Source organism: Vibrio sagamiensis NBRC 104589 (genome assembly GCF_007990935.1).
In the GTDB taxonomy this organism is placed as follows: Bacteria; Pseudomonadota; Gammaproteobacteria; order Enterobacterales; family Vibrionaceae; genus Vibrio; species Vibrio sagamiensis.
Genome location: NZ_BJXJ01000003.1, coordinates 98034 through 113680, shown reverse-complemented (window position 1 = coordinate 113680; position 15647 = coordinate 98034). Strand labels below are relative to the sequence as shown.

At 41.0% G+C, this 15647-nt stretch carries 11 protein-coding genes; 8 read left to right on the top strand and 3 right to left on the bottom strand.

The genetic code is table 11. From position 1 onward, the window contains the following. Positions 1-296 precede the first annotated feature (296 nt). The 3 genes from gad (at position 297) to VSA01S_RS02655 (ending at position 4376) form a co-directional block, all read left to right on the top strand. Positions 297-1691 (top strand): glutamate decarboxylase, encoded by a 1395-nt coding sequence (gad, locus tag VSA01S_RS02665; RefSeq protein WP_039980607.1) that lies wholly within the window; start codon positions 297-299, stop codon positions 1689-1691. Between the two features lie 106 nt (positions 1692-1797). Then, positions 1798-2049: a GlsB/YeaQ/YmgE family stress response membrane protein gene (locus tag VSA01S_RS02660; protein WP_039980608.1), complete on the top strand. Its 252-nt coding sequence runs from the start codon at positions 1798-1800 to the stop codon at positions 2047-2049. Between the two features lie 296 nt (positions 2050-2345). Then, a complete protein-coding gene (locus VSA01S_RS02655; RefSeq protein ID WP_050567513.1) occupies positions 2346-4376 on the top strand; it encodes an LTA synthase family protein in 2031 nt (676 codons plus the stop codon). 53 nt (positions 4377-4429) lie between these two features. Here VSA01S_RS02655 and VSA01S_RS02650 read toward each other — a convergent pair whose 3' ends face one another. Beyond that, positions 4430-4798 carry a hypothetical protein gene (locus VSA01S_RS02650; RefSeq protein ID WP_039983962.1) on the bottom strand — a complete coding sequence of 123 codons (369 nt, stop codon included), beginning with the start codon at positions 4796-4798 and terminating at the stop codon, positions 4430-4432. Between the two features lie 438 nt (positions 4799-5236). On the opposite strand from VSA01S_RS02650, the gene VSA01S_RS02645 reads away from it, so the two are divergent. Next, positions 5237-6424, top strand: a complete 1188-nt coding sequence (locus VSA01S_RS02645; protein ID WP_039983120.1) for a hypothetical protein — start codon at positions 5237-5239, stop codon at positions 6422-6424. Between the two features lie 118 nt (positions 6425-6542). Here VSA01S_RS02645 and safD read toward each other — a convergent pair whose 3' ends face one another. After that, positions 6543-7913, bottom strand: a complete 1371-nt coding sequence (gene safD, locus VSA01S_RS02640; protein WP_039983118.1) for a sulfoacetaldehyde dehydrogenase SafD — start codon at positions 7911-7913, stop codon at positions 6543-6545. A gap of 340 nt (positions 7914-8253) precedes the next feature. Here safD and VSA01S_RS02635 point away from each other — a divergent pair, with 340 nt between their 5' ends. Beyond that, positions 8254-9654 carry an aminotransferase family protein gene (locus tag VSA01S_RS02635; protein ID WP_050567451.1) on the top strand — a complete coding sequence of 467 codons (1401 nt, stop codon included), beginning with the start codon at positions 8254-8256 and terminating at the stop codon, positions 9652-9654. Here VSA01S_RS02635 and pdxR read toward each other — a convergent pair whose 3' ends face one another. After that, positions 9655-11154: a MocR-like pyridoxine biosynthesis transcription factor PdxR gene (pdxR, locus tag VSA01S_RS02630; RefSeq protein WP_039983116.1), complete on the bottom strand. Its 1500-nt coding sequence runs from the start codon at positions 11152-11154 to the stop codon at positions 9655-9657. It abuts the gene before it with no gap. 225 nt (positions 11155-11379) lie between these two features. Between pdxR and VSA01S_RS02625 the strand changes: the two genes are divergently transcribed. From VSA01S_RS02625 to ahpF, 3 genes are all read left to right on the top strand, one after another. Further along, complete coding sequence (locus VSA01S_RS02625) at positions 11380-12864, top strand: alanine/glycine:cation symporter family protein (RefSeq protein WP_039983121.1); 1485 nt, start codon at positions 11380-11382, stop codon at positions 12862-12864. A 420-nt stretch (positions 12865-13284) separates the two neighbouring features. Next, on the top strand, positions 13285-13842 hold the full coding sequence (gene ahpC / locus VSA01S_RS02620; protein ID WP_005374632.1) for an alkyl hydroperoxide reductase subunit C: 558 nt from the start codon (positions 13285-13287) through the stop codon (positions 13840-13842). A 173-nt stretch (positions 13843-14015) separates the two neighbouring features. Continuing rightward, entirely contained in the window at positions 14016-15584 is a 1569-nt protein-coding gene (gene ahpF, locus VSA01S_RS02615) for an alkyl hydroperoxide reductase subunit F (RefSeq protein WP_039983115.1), read from the top strand. Positions 15585-15647 lie beyond the last annotated feature (63 nt).

Below are 15647 nucleotides of genomic sequence, written 5' to 3'. Positions count from 1 at the left end.
CTAAAGTCAAAAAATGGTCACTTTTGCAAACTCGCACAGGTTGATCACATAGAACCACACCTTTAGCAAAAATTTTTTGAACAAAGCCGTACACCATCACAATAACTCAAAGCCAGTGCACAAAATTTAACGAAAAAAAACCATCTTTTGACTAGCAAAGTAACACCATAAAAAAAACTGCTAAGTTTATCCTGCACCCCAATGATGTGTGATGGCACTCATGAAATAGTGTTCTATGCGCATTGATATGATTGGAGGTGAGAAATTACCTTTCCAATTCGATAAAGGATTAGAAGATGCCGCTTCATAAAAAATCAGCTTTAAAAGGTTTCATCTACGACGACATATACTCCTCTAAAGACCTTTCTGTCGTGATGCCAAAATACCGAATTCCAGAAAATGAACACTCCGCCTCCAATGCCTACCAGGTTGTACATGATGAATTAATGCTAGATGGCAATTCTCGTCAGAATCTCGCCACATTTTGCCAAACGTGGATTGAAGATGAAGTTCATAAACTGATGGATGAATGTATTGATAAAAACATGATTGACAAGGATGAATATCCTCAAACCGCAGAGCTTGAATCTCGCTGTGTTCATATGCTGGCAGATCTTTGGCACGCTCCTAACGCAGAGAATCCTATGGGTTGCTCGACAACAGGCTCAAGTGAAGCTGCGATGCTTGGTGGAATGGCTTTAAAATGGGCTTGGCGCGAAAAAATGAAGCAACAGGGTAAACCGACCGACCGCCCTAATCTTATTTGTGGTCCTGTACAAGTTTGCTGGCACAAGTTCGCCCGTTACTGGGATATTGAGTTGCGTGAGATACCAATGCAAGGTGATCGCTTAATCATGACGCCAGAAGAGGTGATTAAACGCTGCGATGAAAATACGATTGGTGTCGTCCCGACATTAGGTGTGACCTTCACTTGCCAATATGAACCCGTTAAAGAGGTGCATGAAGCACTGGATAAGTTACAGCAAGAAACGGGGTTAGATATCCCCATCCATGTTGATGCAGCCAGTGGTGGCTTCTTAGCACCTTTTTGTGATCCTGATCTTGAATGGGACTTCCGCTTACCTAGAGTAAAATCCATCAATGCTTCAGGGCACAAATTCGGTCTTTCTCCACTTGGTGTCGGCTGGGTTGTTTGGCGAGATGCAGATGCCTTGCACAAGGACTTGATTTTCAATGTCAATTACCTCGGCGGTAACATGCCAACTTTTGCGCTTAATTTCTCACGTCCAGGAGGGCAAATCATTGCGCAGTATTATAACTTCCTACGCCTTGGCAGGGAGGGCTATCACAAGATTCATCAAGCTTGTTACGATAATGCTCGCTACTTAGCAAAAGAAATCGATAAACTAGGCATGTTCGAGATCATTTATGACGGTCATGGTGGAATACCTGCTCTGAGCTGGAGCTTAAAATCAGGAGCTAACCCCGGCTTTAATTTATACGATTTATCTGATCGCATTCGCTCTCGTGGATGGCAAATTGCAGCCTACGCGATGCCTGCTGAACGTGAAGACTTGGTCATTATGCGCATTTTAGTTCGCCACGGATTTAGTCGAGATCTTGCAGATTTATTGCTAGCCGACCTTCAGCATTGCATTAATTTCTTTGCCAAGCATCCAGTTTTAAATGGAAGCGATGCCGAAGAATCAGCCCATTTTAATCACGGTTAAGGTGGTTATAAATACGTCACTACATATACTATTTTTCTTCAATAGACTAAGATTATTATCGATAGATTAAGATAGGTTCGAGTTGTATTTTGCTAAAGGAGAACTCATGGGATTTTTTTCTTGGATTATTCTTGGCCTCATTGCTGGTGCACTCGCAAAGTGGTTAATGCCAGGTAAAGACGGAGGTGGTTGGATAGCAACCATGTTACTTGGTATTGCTGGTGCGTTTGTAGGAGGCTTTTTAGGCAGCTTTATTGGTTTAGGTGGTGCTGATGGCGTAAACATAGGTAGCATTATTACTGCCACACTCGGTGCCTTTATTTTATTATTTATTTACAACCGTTTTTTTAAAAACTAATTATCTTTTATCGATATTTTAAGTTAAAGAGTAGCGTTTTACTCCCTGCTTTAGGTACACCAGCCAATAGTGAGTAAAACGCTCTTATTACAAATATGATCACCTTTCAGTATCACTTTCATCTTATATTTTGACAAAATCAAATTAGTTTTGTATTTAAAAATACAAGTAACAGTAAAACATGTGTCAATGTTATAATCAGGAATAATTTCTAGCCTGAAGGTAAAATAAAGGCAACTTTGTCAAAATACTTATTTACCTCATCTCGCAACTCTGTATAGGAAGCCTTTGATACAATGTTTCAAGAAAACTCACGTAAACTTTTCAGAATTATCTGGTTGCAAGTCGGCCTTTTAGCTCTGACACTTTCCCTTTTTAGGCTAATCTTCACTTTTACTGTGGGTGATTGGCATGCCATCAACAATGTTCTTAGCGACTATTTTAATTCGGTTTTTGTCGGATTCCGCTTCGACATGCGAGCTGCCACCATCGCTTTCGCACCTCTTTTTTTAGTCGGCTTGCTCCTCTCGGGGACACGGTTCTTTAATTACATAACTCGAGGAATTGTTGGATACAGTCGCTGCATCTTTTTCCTTACGGCCGCTCTTTCTATTGGTAATTACTATTACTACAAAACGTACGCGAACCATTTTGATATTTTTATTTTTGGGCTAGCGGAAGATGATACCTTAGCCGTACTTAAAACGATGTGGCAAGATTACCCAATCATTCGCTCTTTCTTTTGCGCTCTACTGATTACGGTGATTGCGGGTAAAATCATCCAACTTGCTTGGAAACGCATTGATACACTCGCTTGGCCACGCCGTAGTGTTCTGATGACGACATTATCCATTTTGTTCACCATTGTGGTTTACGTATTCTTTGCTCGTGGTTCACTCGGTACTTTTCCTCTTAAGCAATATCATGCCAATGTATCAAACTATGAGGTTCTTAATAAAACGACCCCAAATGCGCTGCTCGCTTTAGACTGGGCCCGCAGTAATAGAAAGAAGAGTCAAAAGTTCCATCCTGTTTCACAAAACCAATACGACCAGCAAGTCAGTAAGGTACTTGGCCAAGATAGCCCTGTATATCGCACAGATACTAACCCTTACCTTGAACAAAATCAGCCACATGTGGTGTTTGCTTTAATGGAAAGCATGGGTGGAAACTTACTGATTGAAGATAAAAACCCCAATACTGATCTTCTTGGTGCCCTGAGAGCTAACTATAATCAAGACTTTAGTTTTGATCGAATTCTTGCCGGTACAGGAGGTACTATCAATAGTATCGTTATGATGCTGTTCAATAGTAATAATGGCACCATCAGTCACGGTAGTGAGCAAAAGACCGTTCTTCATCATAACGCTTTTGAACCCTATAAAAAATCAGGTTATAAAATTGTCTACGTTACGGGTGGCAGTCCTTTATGGAGAAACTTGAAGTATTACCTACCAACACAAGGTGTGGATGAGTTTTATTCTGAAGGCGATATTTATCAGGCCATTCCTGAGTCTAAGCAATACAGTAATACTTGGGGCGCTGCGGATGAACATACCTTTCAGTTTGCAGAACAGCTACTACAAAACAGTAAGCAGCCTATTATGTTGATGATCCAAACGCAAACCAATCATCCACCTTACCAGATTCCAAGCTCGTACACACCAAAGCCGATTGAAGTCAGCCAGTATTCAATCGATAAAATGCAGAAAGAGGAGTCCCATGTAAGAAAGATTCACGAGACTTACCAGTATGCCGCCAATTCCCTTGGTAACTTTGTCAGTGCAATCAAAGCCTCTCCACTTGGTGATAAAACCTTGATCGCTGCTTCTGGTGATCACCGTTTACGTGAGTACTCCATCGCTTTCCCTCAAGACTTAGGGACTGCCCACTCCGTTCCACTTTATATGTACATCCCTAAAGTGATCCTTGAGAACAGTCATTACCGCTATGATAAGAGCAGAGTAGGATCACATCGCGATATCTTCCCAACCCTTTACTCATATAGCTTGTCAAATACGGAGTACTATTCATTAGGGGGCAGAAATATACTGGCCTCAAATGACGTTGAGCAACCTTACGGATATGGTCTGGGAGTCACTTTCACGGCTCAAGGGGTAACTTATGCATCCGATATAGAGAAACTGTACCCTTGGGAGACTCAGGAGGGTTTAAGCGTCTCAAAGCAAGCGATTCCAAATCCTAATCCAGATCTAGGCAAAGATTACATTGCTCTACAAACTCTATTCATCAATTCTCAATTGAAAGGGTTTCGATGCGACAAGTCTGAAATCTGCCGGGTAAAATCAAAGAAGGCAAACAATTAAAAACTTGAGAAAATTTGAAATCAGGGCTCAATAGTCAGCCCTGATTTTTACCACTATTTTGGTTTGTGAACTGTTATAAATTTCTGTACATCAATAACAAAGTTATTATCAGAAGCACATACTGCGTTTGCGCTCACTTTAACGGTCGAGTAATCATTGATCATCGATAGAATTTTGATGTAGTCCTCTTTAAGGTAGTGATTATAAACAATTCTCATTGATGTCACATCAGGGCAACCATTTAGGCCCCACCCCGCATCGGCACCAATATACCAGCTACCATCATGGCCAACTGAAATAGAAGAAATCTTCCTTAGTTCGGTTACTGAAATGTCTAATTTACTTTCAGGCTTAACATATGCATTTGAAAATGCTGAAAATAACGACACAAAAGAAAGTATGAGCACTTGGTTCTTTTTCATAATTACAGCCTTATTAAATATATCATAAATAAAAAATAATCTTATTGTCATTTATCTTTATAACTTTACCTGTCAAACAAATAGTATAAAAACTCTATTAACAAAAATAAAACGTCTGCTTTTTTAAATAAAAACAGCTATCTATGCACAATTCAATCTTATTGAAAAATTTAATAAAATCAAATTAAATCTCCTATTAGAAATTTAGAAAATCCCATGAGAATTAATGATGAAATCATTTTTAATGATTTGAGAAGTAATAAATTAAATTAAAACAACGCATTCCAAAAATTGTGTTATAACTATTATTTAAATTTTGATATTGATGTATTTTATTCGTATTTTTTTTGGGATAGAGACCAATTTATATAAATTCCCTGTTACTTGACGTCATGCTAGATTTGTTTTGTCCCCCCTTAACAAATAGTGAGATAAGTAATGAAAATAGTAACAACCGCTTTATCCATTCCAATGATATTTATTTCTACTGCCGTCTCCGCAAACATTTTATCGACCTATGGTACTGCGACTGAAAAGGCTTGTGTCAATTTAATCGAGCCTACAACTCAAGATTTATTGGTCCAAATAAAGCAAACCATTTGGGATACTAATGATGTCGATACTCAAGATACTAATTTCATTATTTATAGTGATAGCCACGGCACTTATTGCGATACAGAGGTTATTTCTCATGATATTTATGTCAATGGTAAGGTAGCAGTTAATTGGACTATTCGAGATTTAGAAAATAACGAGATTTTGGCTCAGTTCAATACCGAATCTCACTTTAATGGCGAAGGCGCAAATAACGATTGGGACCTGAATGAAAAAGGCCAGTGCGGCAGTGAAGAAAGCTATGGCGTGTATCTTGTTGCTAACAATATGCATTCCTGTGGGGCAATTTACAATGTCCCAGATGAGAGCGAAGTACTCGCTGTTTTCGCACCTAAAATCGAGCCTAAATCTTCAGAGCATCCTAAAGATTCTAAGCTAGCCGATTTATCTGGGGGGCTGGTCGGTAATGCCCTGCAAGGGAGTGGTGCAGGTCTCTTACATGGTGTCTCACATAAATATTATGCACGCATTGAAGATCATGGTTTCCCACTTACTCCTTATTACTACAGCGGCGTTGGTATTGATACCAATAGTCTACAAGTAGGCAAGGATTACATGATTCATGTAGACACTGGCTTATGGCTTGGTAAAAATTCCAAGCTATCGTGTCAAAGAATCAGCAAAAATGGGGTATGTAGCCAAGATGATTTCTCGATTGGCCTCATCCCCGAAGCGAATCCCATCAGTTATCAAATTACCTACCTAGGTGACTGTGCGAAAACACTGCCAAATGGTCAAAAAGCGGTGACTCCACTATTTAGCCAAGCCACTTTACTGTCAAATACGATGAATAACGGCCTACCACGAGCAAGAAATGTTAGGGTTAACCGATACAATAGCCCCGTTGTCAATGATATGAGCGAGAATATACACGGCGACTGCGATGTCAATAAAGCAAACACCCCTATCGATCTCGCCGGTAACCCTATTCATGGTTGTGGTAACAAAGACCGATTTAACAAATGGCCACAATGCGTGAAGATGGTCGATCTTAACGATTGGTTTGAATAAGAAAAAAGCCTAAAAGCCAGTAAGCAACCTAAACATAGGGGTTATTTAAAAAATAAAACCACCTCTTCAGAGGTGGTTTTGTTAAGAATTGATCTTTACCGGAGTAACGCTACTTTGCTCAAAGCACCAAAGTTTTCATAACTGACATTTCACGGATCGCATACTTTATTCCTTCACGCCCGATCCCACTATGTTTTACACCACCAAATGGGAAATGTTCAGCCCGGAAACCAGGACCATCATTGACGGCTAATGTCCCTACCTCAAGTTCATCATATAAACGATGAATAACATTTAGGTCTTTGGTAAAAACACCTGCCTGTAAGCCATATTCACTACAATTTATGATTGGAATGATATCTTCCAAGGTTTCAAATTGGCGAAGAGGTATCACAGGTCCAAAAACTTCTTCCGACATAATTGGGCTTTCATCCGGCACCTGCTCAAGTATTGTTGGGAAGATAATATTACCTTCTCGATGGCCTCCTAAAGCAATCGTGGCCCCCATTTTTACAGTCTGTTGGATAACAGACTGGATATGATCCGCCGCTTTTTTATTGACCAAAGGCCCAACAAACGTCTCTTCAAGTGAAGGATCACCGACTTTTAATTCAGCGCTATTCTTAATCAATTTTTCACGAAATTCAGCGTAAACATGACGGTGAACAAAGATTCGCTTAGCTGCAGTACAACGTTGGCCTGCAGTAGCAAAGCGTTGTTGAATAGCAACATTGACTGCAGCTTGAATATCCCCGTCGGGCATAACAATTAATGGGTCACTGCCGCCTAGTTCAAATAGCATTTTCTTATATCCCGCCTGTGCTGAAATTGCCTCAGCGGCGTGGTGTCCCCCCGTAAAATTGATCGCATTCACATCAGAATGACGGATCAACTCAGCCATATCAGGAAGATCAGGTACCATGATTTGTAACACCTCTTGAGGAATACCAGCTTCATAACATAAAGAGACTAATTTTTGAGTTGAGGCAAAATTGATCGGGGCAGGCTTAAGAATAATTCGATTACCCGCCGCAAAGGCAGGGCCAATTTTATGCATAGCGATATTAATTGGGAAATTAAATGGAGTAATGCACAGAACAGTACCAATTGGAGCCCAACGAACAATACCAGTTCGACGACGTTCAGGAGCATAAGCATCTGAATCCAGAACCTCCCCTTGTATCTGCCTTGCTTCTTCGCTGCTTGCGATGGTTGTATTGATTGCTCTGGTAAGTTCCACACGGCTATCTGAAATAGTTTTTCCTGTTTCTGCTGTAATTATTTTAGCTAAAGATTCAGCATGAGTCTCCAACAGGCCAGCCAACTTATTCAGTATATCTGCTCGTTGAAACGCTCTTAATGTGGCTTGCGTTTTGCGACCTTTACGGAGCAAGGATAGGCCGTACTCAATGTCTTTCCAATGACTAAACTCAAACTGCCCGACAATCTCATGGTTGTATGGATTTTCTACCTGAAAAAACGATGCCATAATTTTTCCTATCTCTAACTATTTACAATCAAATGAACGAATTGAAATCAATGACCTTTGGTAGTAGATCGTTCTCATCCCTAAAGGCCAACAAGCTAAACAATTCTCAGTTTATTAGAGAGTTTCTCCGCCACTTAGAGCCAAGTAGAACGTTTCATTAGGGCCAGATCTGGACTTATATTCAACTCTGATCTGGCCCTAGTCATGATGGCCTTGAACTGAGTAGACTCGACAGGATCGAGTAGATAAACAGGCAAATACGTCTACTGCTTTTACCTGTCGTTATCTCTAAATGCGAGTCATACCTAAATATATTTATAACGAACACAAAGGGTCAGCTATGAAAGACACCAACACTTCAACACCTTTAAAACGGGATTCTGATAATGTGTGGCACCATATGAAACCAGATCATGCCTTACCAATGACAATAGAAAGAGGTGAAGGGATGTATGTGTGGGATATCAATGGCAAACAATATCTAGATGCAGTATCAGGAGGAGTTTGGTCGGTTAATGTTGGCTACGGCAGAGAAGAGATCGCTAATGCGGTTCGCGATCAATTAATCAAAATGAATTACTTTGCACAGTCTTTTAGCAATATACCTGCGACACAATTTGCTACCAAGTTATTGGAAAAAATGCCTGGAATGAGCCGAGTTTATTATTCAAACTCGGGTTCTGAAGCCAATGAAAAAGCATTCAAATTGGTAAGACAAATTGCAGCCAAAAAGTTTGGTGGTAAGAAATACAAAATTTTATATCGCGAACGTGATTACCATGGTACCACTATCAGTTGTTTAAGTGCGACAGGACAAGAGGAAAGGAGGCAACAATATGGCCCTTTTACTCCTGGCTTTATTGAAGTACCTCATTGCTGTCAATATCGCTCACAATGGGGAGATATTGAAGATTATGGCCTTAAAGCCGCAAATGAAGTAGAAAGAATTATTTTACAAGAAGGGCCTGAAACCGTTGGTGCAATTTGTTTGGAGCCTATCACAGCAGGTGGTGGAGTCATAGAAGCACCTAGTGGCTATTGGCAACGCATTCAGGAAATTTGCCGTCAATATGATGTGCTGCTCCATATCGATGAAGTTGTATGCGGCTTAGGAAGAACAGGTGCTTGGTTTGGCTATCAACACTATGGCATTGAACCGGACATTGTAACCATGGCCAAGGGGTTGGCATCTGGCTATGCGGCAATATCCTGCACCGTGACTACAGAACGTGTTTATCAGATGATTCATGATAAAGATACCAACCAGCGCATGGATTACTTTCGTGATATCTCAACCTTCGGTGGATGTACAGCTGGTCCAACTGCAGCCCTTGTCAATCTCGAGATAATCGAGCGAGAACACTTAGTTGAAAATGCGCAGATTCAGGGTGATTATCTTAAGTCACAAATGATCAAGTTAAAAGGAAAACACCCATTGATCGGTGACGTTCGAGGTAAAGGTCTTTTTGTTGGTATTGAATTAGTACAAAACAAGCAAAGCAAGCAGCCTGTCGATGAAAGTATTGCAGCAGCGGTGGTCGCACATTGTATGGGCTCAGGCGTGATCATTGGTCGAACAAATCGTTCATTCAGCTCCTTTAATAACACCCTTTGCCTCAGTCCTGCGCTAATCACTCAGAAATATGAAATAGATATTATGGTTCAAAGCATCGATAAAGCACTCTCAGAAATCGAGAAGGACTTAATGTTACTGCCACCTGAAAGCATGGCGTGTAATTAACTAAACACTGAGCTCAGCAAAGCGAACATCAGACACAGTTCGCTCCATCGCTTGTGATAATAAACGGATGCCAAGAAAAATGTCATCCGTTTTAATCAAAGAAAACCCCAAGCGGAAATAGCGTTTTGCATCTTCTAACGGATAAGAGCCATAAAAATGTTCGTAGCCTGTTTCAATAAATACCCCCTTCTTAAGTGCTTCTTGTTGTAGAAGTTTACTATCCATCCCCTTCGGTCCCTTCAACCAGACTGAACTTCCTCCCAAAAATGGGGCAATCGTCACTTCAGGCAACCATTGATTCAAAGCATTCTGTAAACATTCAGCCCGCTCAACATAACGCTGCTTCAAACGATATACCATCGTATCGTGATGTCCGCTAGCCAGAAAAAAAGCCAATGCTCTTTGGTTGTTAGCTGGTGTATGTCGCATCATCAAGCGCCTCAATGCTCGTGCTTCTGTTATTAAATCAGCAGGGGCGACCATATATCCCAATCTCAAGCCTGGTGCCAATGTCTTCGATAAACTACCAACGTAAATCACTCGCCCATCTTTATCCAAGCTTTTTAATGCCGGCGTTGGTGTATTGTAGAAGTTAAGCTCACATTCATAGTCATCTTCAATAATAACGATATCGTTGTGTTTTGCTTTATCTAATAATGCTAAACGTCTTTTTAGCGGTAAAGTGACTGTCGAAGGTGATTGATGACTTGGCGTAACAAATAAGCAATCACAATCGTCAATTAAATCATTAATTATCAAACCTTCATGATCGATAGGTAAAGGGCATAGGTCAGTTTGGTTGAGTTCAAAAATATGCCGAGCATCAGGATAACCAGGATTTTCAACCCCTAAACGTACACCTTTGCCTCCAATAAGTTGACTTAGCATGAATAAACAATGCTGCGTCCCCACTGTAAGCAAAATTTCATCCTGATGGCAGCGTACACCTCTACGAGCTAAGATACGTGTTCTCAGTTGTTCAATGAGTAACGGGTCATCTTTATCCACGTCATCTTTTAACCATGCTTTAGTTTGTATGCTCTGTGTTGTCCTAAGGACAGACTCTCTCCACTCTCTTATGGGAAAAAAATCACAATCAGGTTGTCCATAAATAAAAGGAAATTGACAATCACGCCAAGATTTCGGTTTCTTTAAATGTTCTTGATGAGAGGGCTTAATTCGCAGCTTAGTCGACCAATCCAGCTGCTCTCCCGAGAAGCTCGATGGTGGGTTAGACTTTGCCTGACATTCACTAAAAGTCAAATGCACAAAAAAACCTTTTCTTTCACGTGCAATAACATAACCTTCTTCTATTAATTTATCGTAAGCTAAAACCACCGTATTTCTCGATACCCCTAGTGTTTTCGCTAGTTCACGACATGAAGGTAAAGCATCACCAGTATTAATATGTCCATCGAGAATGGTCGTCACAAGCATCTCTTTAATTTGCGTTTGCAAACTAATACCCACTTTAAAATCCATATAAAATAGCTGCTTCACAACCTAATTCCTTTATTTGTTAATAAAGTATTTCAATATTGTCACCATAATTAACATAACTCTGGCTCTAAGAGTAATCCGACCTTTTATTTATGATGCATTAAATAAAGTCATCAATCATAAACCCTATATATGCTAAAAATGTCATTAAGAGATCCTCGTCAACTCTGCTTTTATTTAATTATGATGACTATACCTTGCACAGTTTCTGCTGGTGCGCTTGATATGACCATTGATGATAAAGTTAATATTTGGATATCACCCTTAACAGAGTGGTTATCTTCTATTATCTTTTACAAAATAAGCTTATTTGGCTTCCCTGCCCCTCTGATCGTTTTATGGCTCAGCATTGCTGGCATATTCTTCACTTTCTACCTCGGTTTTATGAATTTAAGAGGTTTACCTATCGCTTTTCGTCTGATTCGTGGTGACTATAGTGATCCTAACGCAACAGGAGAAATCTCTCACTTCCAAGCCGTTGCAACGGCAGTGTCAGGCACTGTGGGTATCGGTAATATTGGTGGAGTTGCTGTGGCAATAAGTTTAGGTGGACCTGGCGCCACTTTCTGGCTCATCGTCGCAGGATTTCTCAGTATGTCGACTAAATTAGTAGAATGTACCTTGGGAGTTAAGTACCGTAGGGTAAACTCTGATGGGAGCATTTCAGGTGGGCCAATGTTTTACCTTGAACATTTTCTCAAACAACGTAATTTGCCAACACTGGGAAAGTGCTTAGGAGGATTTTACGCCTTTGCTCTAGTGATAGGATGTTTGGGAATCGGTAATATGTTTCAGTCTAATCAGGCTTATGCCCAACTGTTAACTGTCACGGGAGGTAATGAGAGTTTTTTTTCTGATAAAGGTTGGCTGTTTGGTATTTTCATGGCGCTTTTAGTTTCATTAGTTATTCTCGGTGGTATACGTTCTATTGCCAAAGTTACCGCAAAATTGGTCCCTATTATGGCCTTCCTTTACGTTGTTTCTGCATGCGTAATTTTGATGATGAGTGCGCAACACCTTCCCGCAGCCTGTGCCTTGATTGTTTCCAGTGCCTTTACAACAGAAAGCGTCACTGGTGGAGCAATAGGGGCACTTATTGTTGGTTTTCAACGCGCGGTTTTCTCTAATGAAGCAGGCATTGGCTCCTCTTCGATTGCTCATTCTGCCGTTCAAACCAATGAACCCGCATCGGAAGGCTTAGTGTCATTATTTGAGCCTTTAATTGACACCATTATCATTTGCAGTTTGAGTGCACTAGTCATTATTTCAACCGCTTACCCGACAGGTCTCATCAATAGTGACCTGATTGGAATTGAGTTAACCTCTGCTGTGTTTGCTTACCATTTAGCTTGGGCTCCTTATCCTCTTGCGATTGCTGCTTTACTATTTGCTTTTTCAACCACCATTGCTTGGTCTTATTACGGCTTAAAAGGCTGGACTTATCTATTTGGTGAACAAGCCTTGACCCAAAACATTTTTAAACTGATATTTTGCAGTTTTATCGTCCTTGGCAGCATGATACAACTTGACGCTGTATTGCAATTTTCTGATGCATTAGTCTTTCTTATTGCCTTACCTAACGTGCTTGGACTTTATTTTTACGCACCGATTGTCAAACAAGAAATACAAGACTATTTGGCCAAAATACAGAAGGGTGAAATTACTAATTATCGCTTACTAAAAAAACACCAAGCTGAGCCTGACTACTAGCAAAGATAGTTAAAAGTTAATGAAATATCGAGAGACGACCTTAGCTCTCTGGCGCAGTGACGATTAGTAGATATAGGAAGCCTACATTGAGAATTGTTAACAAAGTATAAGAGCTAAGTAGGCTCGCCCTTGAAAGCATATTAGTCAGCCGATTTCTTGTATCAGACAACTTGGAAAGAGTTTGCTATTCCACTGAGTTGTCTTCTTTAAACTCAACTCAGTGATCTTGCTCTGAATCAGATATATTGGGGGCACTTGGGCATATAACATTTTTATTTCCCTTCACTCCTACTTTGCTAAATAGGAAGAAGCTATCAATAAGATAGCTTCAATCAATTTCCCTTAAACACACTCCGATGAGAATATACTTTCCGAAAGCAACAAACATCTCAGCTTAAAGCATTCAAAGGAAAGTAAATTATGATTAATACTCAAATCAAACCATTTGCAGCTACAGCGTACAAAAACGGCGAATTCGTTGAAGTAACAGAACAAGACGTTCTAGGTAAATGGGCCGTATTCTTCTTCTACCCAGCAGACTTTACGTTTGTATGTCCAACAGAACTGGGCGACCTAGCAGACCACTACGAAGAGCTACAAAAACGTGGCGTAGAAGTTTACTCAGTATCAACTGACACACACTTCACTCACAAAGCATGGCACGACAGCTCAGACACAATCGGTAAGATTCAGTACTACATGCTTGGCGACCAAACAGGCAACATCACAAACAACTTTGGTGTGATGCGTGAAGGTCAAGGTCTTGCAGACCGTGCAACGTTCCTAATCGACCCAGAAGGTACTATCCAAGCAATGGAAATCACTGCTGAAGGTATCGGTCGTGACGCAGAAGACCTGCTACGTAAAGTGAAAGCAGCTCAATACGTAGCAGCGCACCCAGGCGAAGTTTGCCCAGCAAAATGGAAAGAAGGTGAAGAAACACTAGCGCCATCATTAGACTTAGTTGGCAAAATCTAAGCCACTGAAATTTAAGTTCTAATCAGTTACCGATTTCTTTTTTCTGATTAGAACTGAATGAGAGAGCACTTCAGGTTAGATACCTTGACGACCTTCTGCCTGATTTGCCCTCTCCCCCCTCAGGTTTTATCTACAGTAACCACTTTTTAGTTTTAATTAAGGTAGTAACAACCATGTTAGACCAAGCGATCCAACAACAACTCAAACAATATCTGGCTAATGTAAAAGAAGACGTTCGTTTAGTGGTTAGTCTAGATGAAAGCAAAGCATCGAATGACATTTTGTCTCTGGCTAACCAAATCGCGGAGATGAGCGACCTAATCACCGTCGAGCGTGACGACGATGCAAGCGCACGTAAACCAGTGATGGCGGTAACTAACCCAGCTAAAGGCACAGCTCTACGCTTTGCAGGTTTGCCAATGGGTCACGAATTTACCTCTCTAGTATTGGCACTGCTTCACTCTGGCGGTCACCCAATCAAACTAGAACCAGAAGTGATCGAGCAAATCGCAGCACTAGACAAAGATCTAGAAGTAGAAATCTTCATTTCACTGTCGTGCCAAAACTGTCCGGACGTTGTTCAAGCGTTCAACATGATGGCGGCGATCAACCCGAAAATAAAAACAACCATGATCGACGGTGGCTTGTTCCAAGATGAAGTGAAACAACGCGACATCATGGCCGTACCAAGTGTATTCGTAAACGGTGAGCTATTGGGTCAAGGTCGTATGTCTCTGACTGAAATTCTAAACAAAGTCGATGACAGCGCGAGCGAGAAAGCGGCAAAAGCACTGAGCGAAAAAGACCCATACGACGTACTTGTTGTCGGCGGTGGTCCTGGTGGTAGCGCAGCTGCTCTATACGCTGCTCGTAAAGGTATTCGCACTGGCGTTGTTGCTAAGCGCTTTGGTGGTCAAGTTATGGACACCATGGCAATTGAGAACTTCATTTCGGTAAAACGCACTGAAGGTCCAAAACTGGCAACTGACCTAGCGGAACATCTAAAGGAATACAACGTAGACGTAGTGACAGAGCAACAAGCTGAGAAACTAATGGGTGCAGCACACACAGAAGATGGTTTGATTCACATCCAACTTGAAAGTGGTGCAACGCTGAAAAGTAAGAGTGTTATCCTAAGCCCAGGAGCACGCTGGCGTGAAATGAATGTTCCGGGTGAGCAGGAATATCGCAACAAAGGCGTCGCGTACTGCCCACACTGTGACGGTCCACTGTTCAAAGGCAAGAAAACCGCGGTTATTGGTGGCGGTAACTCAGGTATCGAAGCTGCTATCGACCTTGCAGGTATCGTAGAACACGTAACGGTTCTTGAATTTGCAGACGTACTTCGCGCAGACCAAGTGCTTATCGACAAAGCGAACTCATTGTCAAACGTAGACATTATAACAATGGCGCAAACTACAGAAGTAATGGGCGACGGTAATCGAGTAACAAGCTTGAAATACAGAGATCGCAACACGGATGAAATCAAAGAAATTGAACTGTCAGGTATCTTTGTTCAAATCGGTCTAGTACCCAACACTGAATGGCTAAAAGATTCAGAAGTAGCCCTATCTGAGCGCGGCGAAATTACAGTCGGTAGCCGTGGCGATACTAGTCTTGAAGGTGTGTTTGCAGCGGGTGACGCAACAACTGTTCCTTACAAACAGATCATCATTGCGATGGGCGAAGGTGCAAAAGCAAGCCTAGGCGCATTTGATTATCTCATCCGTAAAGAAAAATAACAATTAGAAACCCAAAAGCTTTGCCAGTAAAATTTATCTACTGGCAAAGTTTATTTTTTATCA

What these genes read in the sequence shown, in the direction of transcription:
- VSA01S_RS02655 (WP_050567513.1), top strand. Translation starts at nt 2,346, where the DNA reads ATGTTTCAAGAAAACTCACGTAAACTTTTCAGAATTATCTGGTTGCAA.
- VSA01S_RS02650 (WP_039983962.1), bottom strand. Translation starts at nt 4,798, where the DNA reads ATGAAAAAGAACCAAGTGCTCATACTTTCTTTTGTGTCGTTATTTTCA.
- ahpF (WP_039983115.1), top strand. Translation starts at nt 14,016, where the DNA reads ATGTTAGACCAAGCGATCCAACAACAACTCAAACAATATCTGGCTAAT.
- safD (WP_039983118.1), bottom strand. Translation starts at nt 7,913, where the DNA reads ATGGCATCGTTTTTTCAGGTAGAAAATCCATACAACCATGAGATTGTC.
- VSA01S_RS02645 (WP_039983120.1), top strand. Translation starts at nt 5,237, where the DNA reads ATGAAAATAGTAACAACCGCTTTATCCATTCCAATGATATTTATTTCT.
- VSA01S_RS02635 (WP_050567451.1), top strand. Translation starts at nt 8,254, where the DNA reads ATGAAAGACACCAACACTTCAACACCTTTAAAACGGGATTCTGATAAT.
- gad (WP_039980607.1), top strand. Translation starts at nt 297, where the DNA reads ATGCCGCTTCATAAAAAATCAGCTTTAAAAGGTTTCATCTACGACGAC.
- VSA01S_RS02625 (WP_039983121.1), top strand. Translation starts at nt 11,380, where the DNA reads ATGACCATTGATGATAAAGTTAATATTTGGATATCACCCTTAACAGAG.
- ahpC (WP_005374632.1), top strand. Translation starts at nt 13,285, where the DNA reads ATGATTAATACTCAAATCAAACCATTTGCAGCTACAGCGTACAAAAAC.
- VSA01S_RS02660 (WP_039980608.1), top strand. Translation starts at nt 1,798, where the DNA reads ATGGGATTTTTTTCTTGGATTATTCTTGGCCTCATTGCTGGTGCACTC.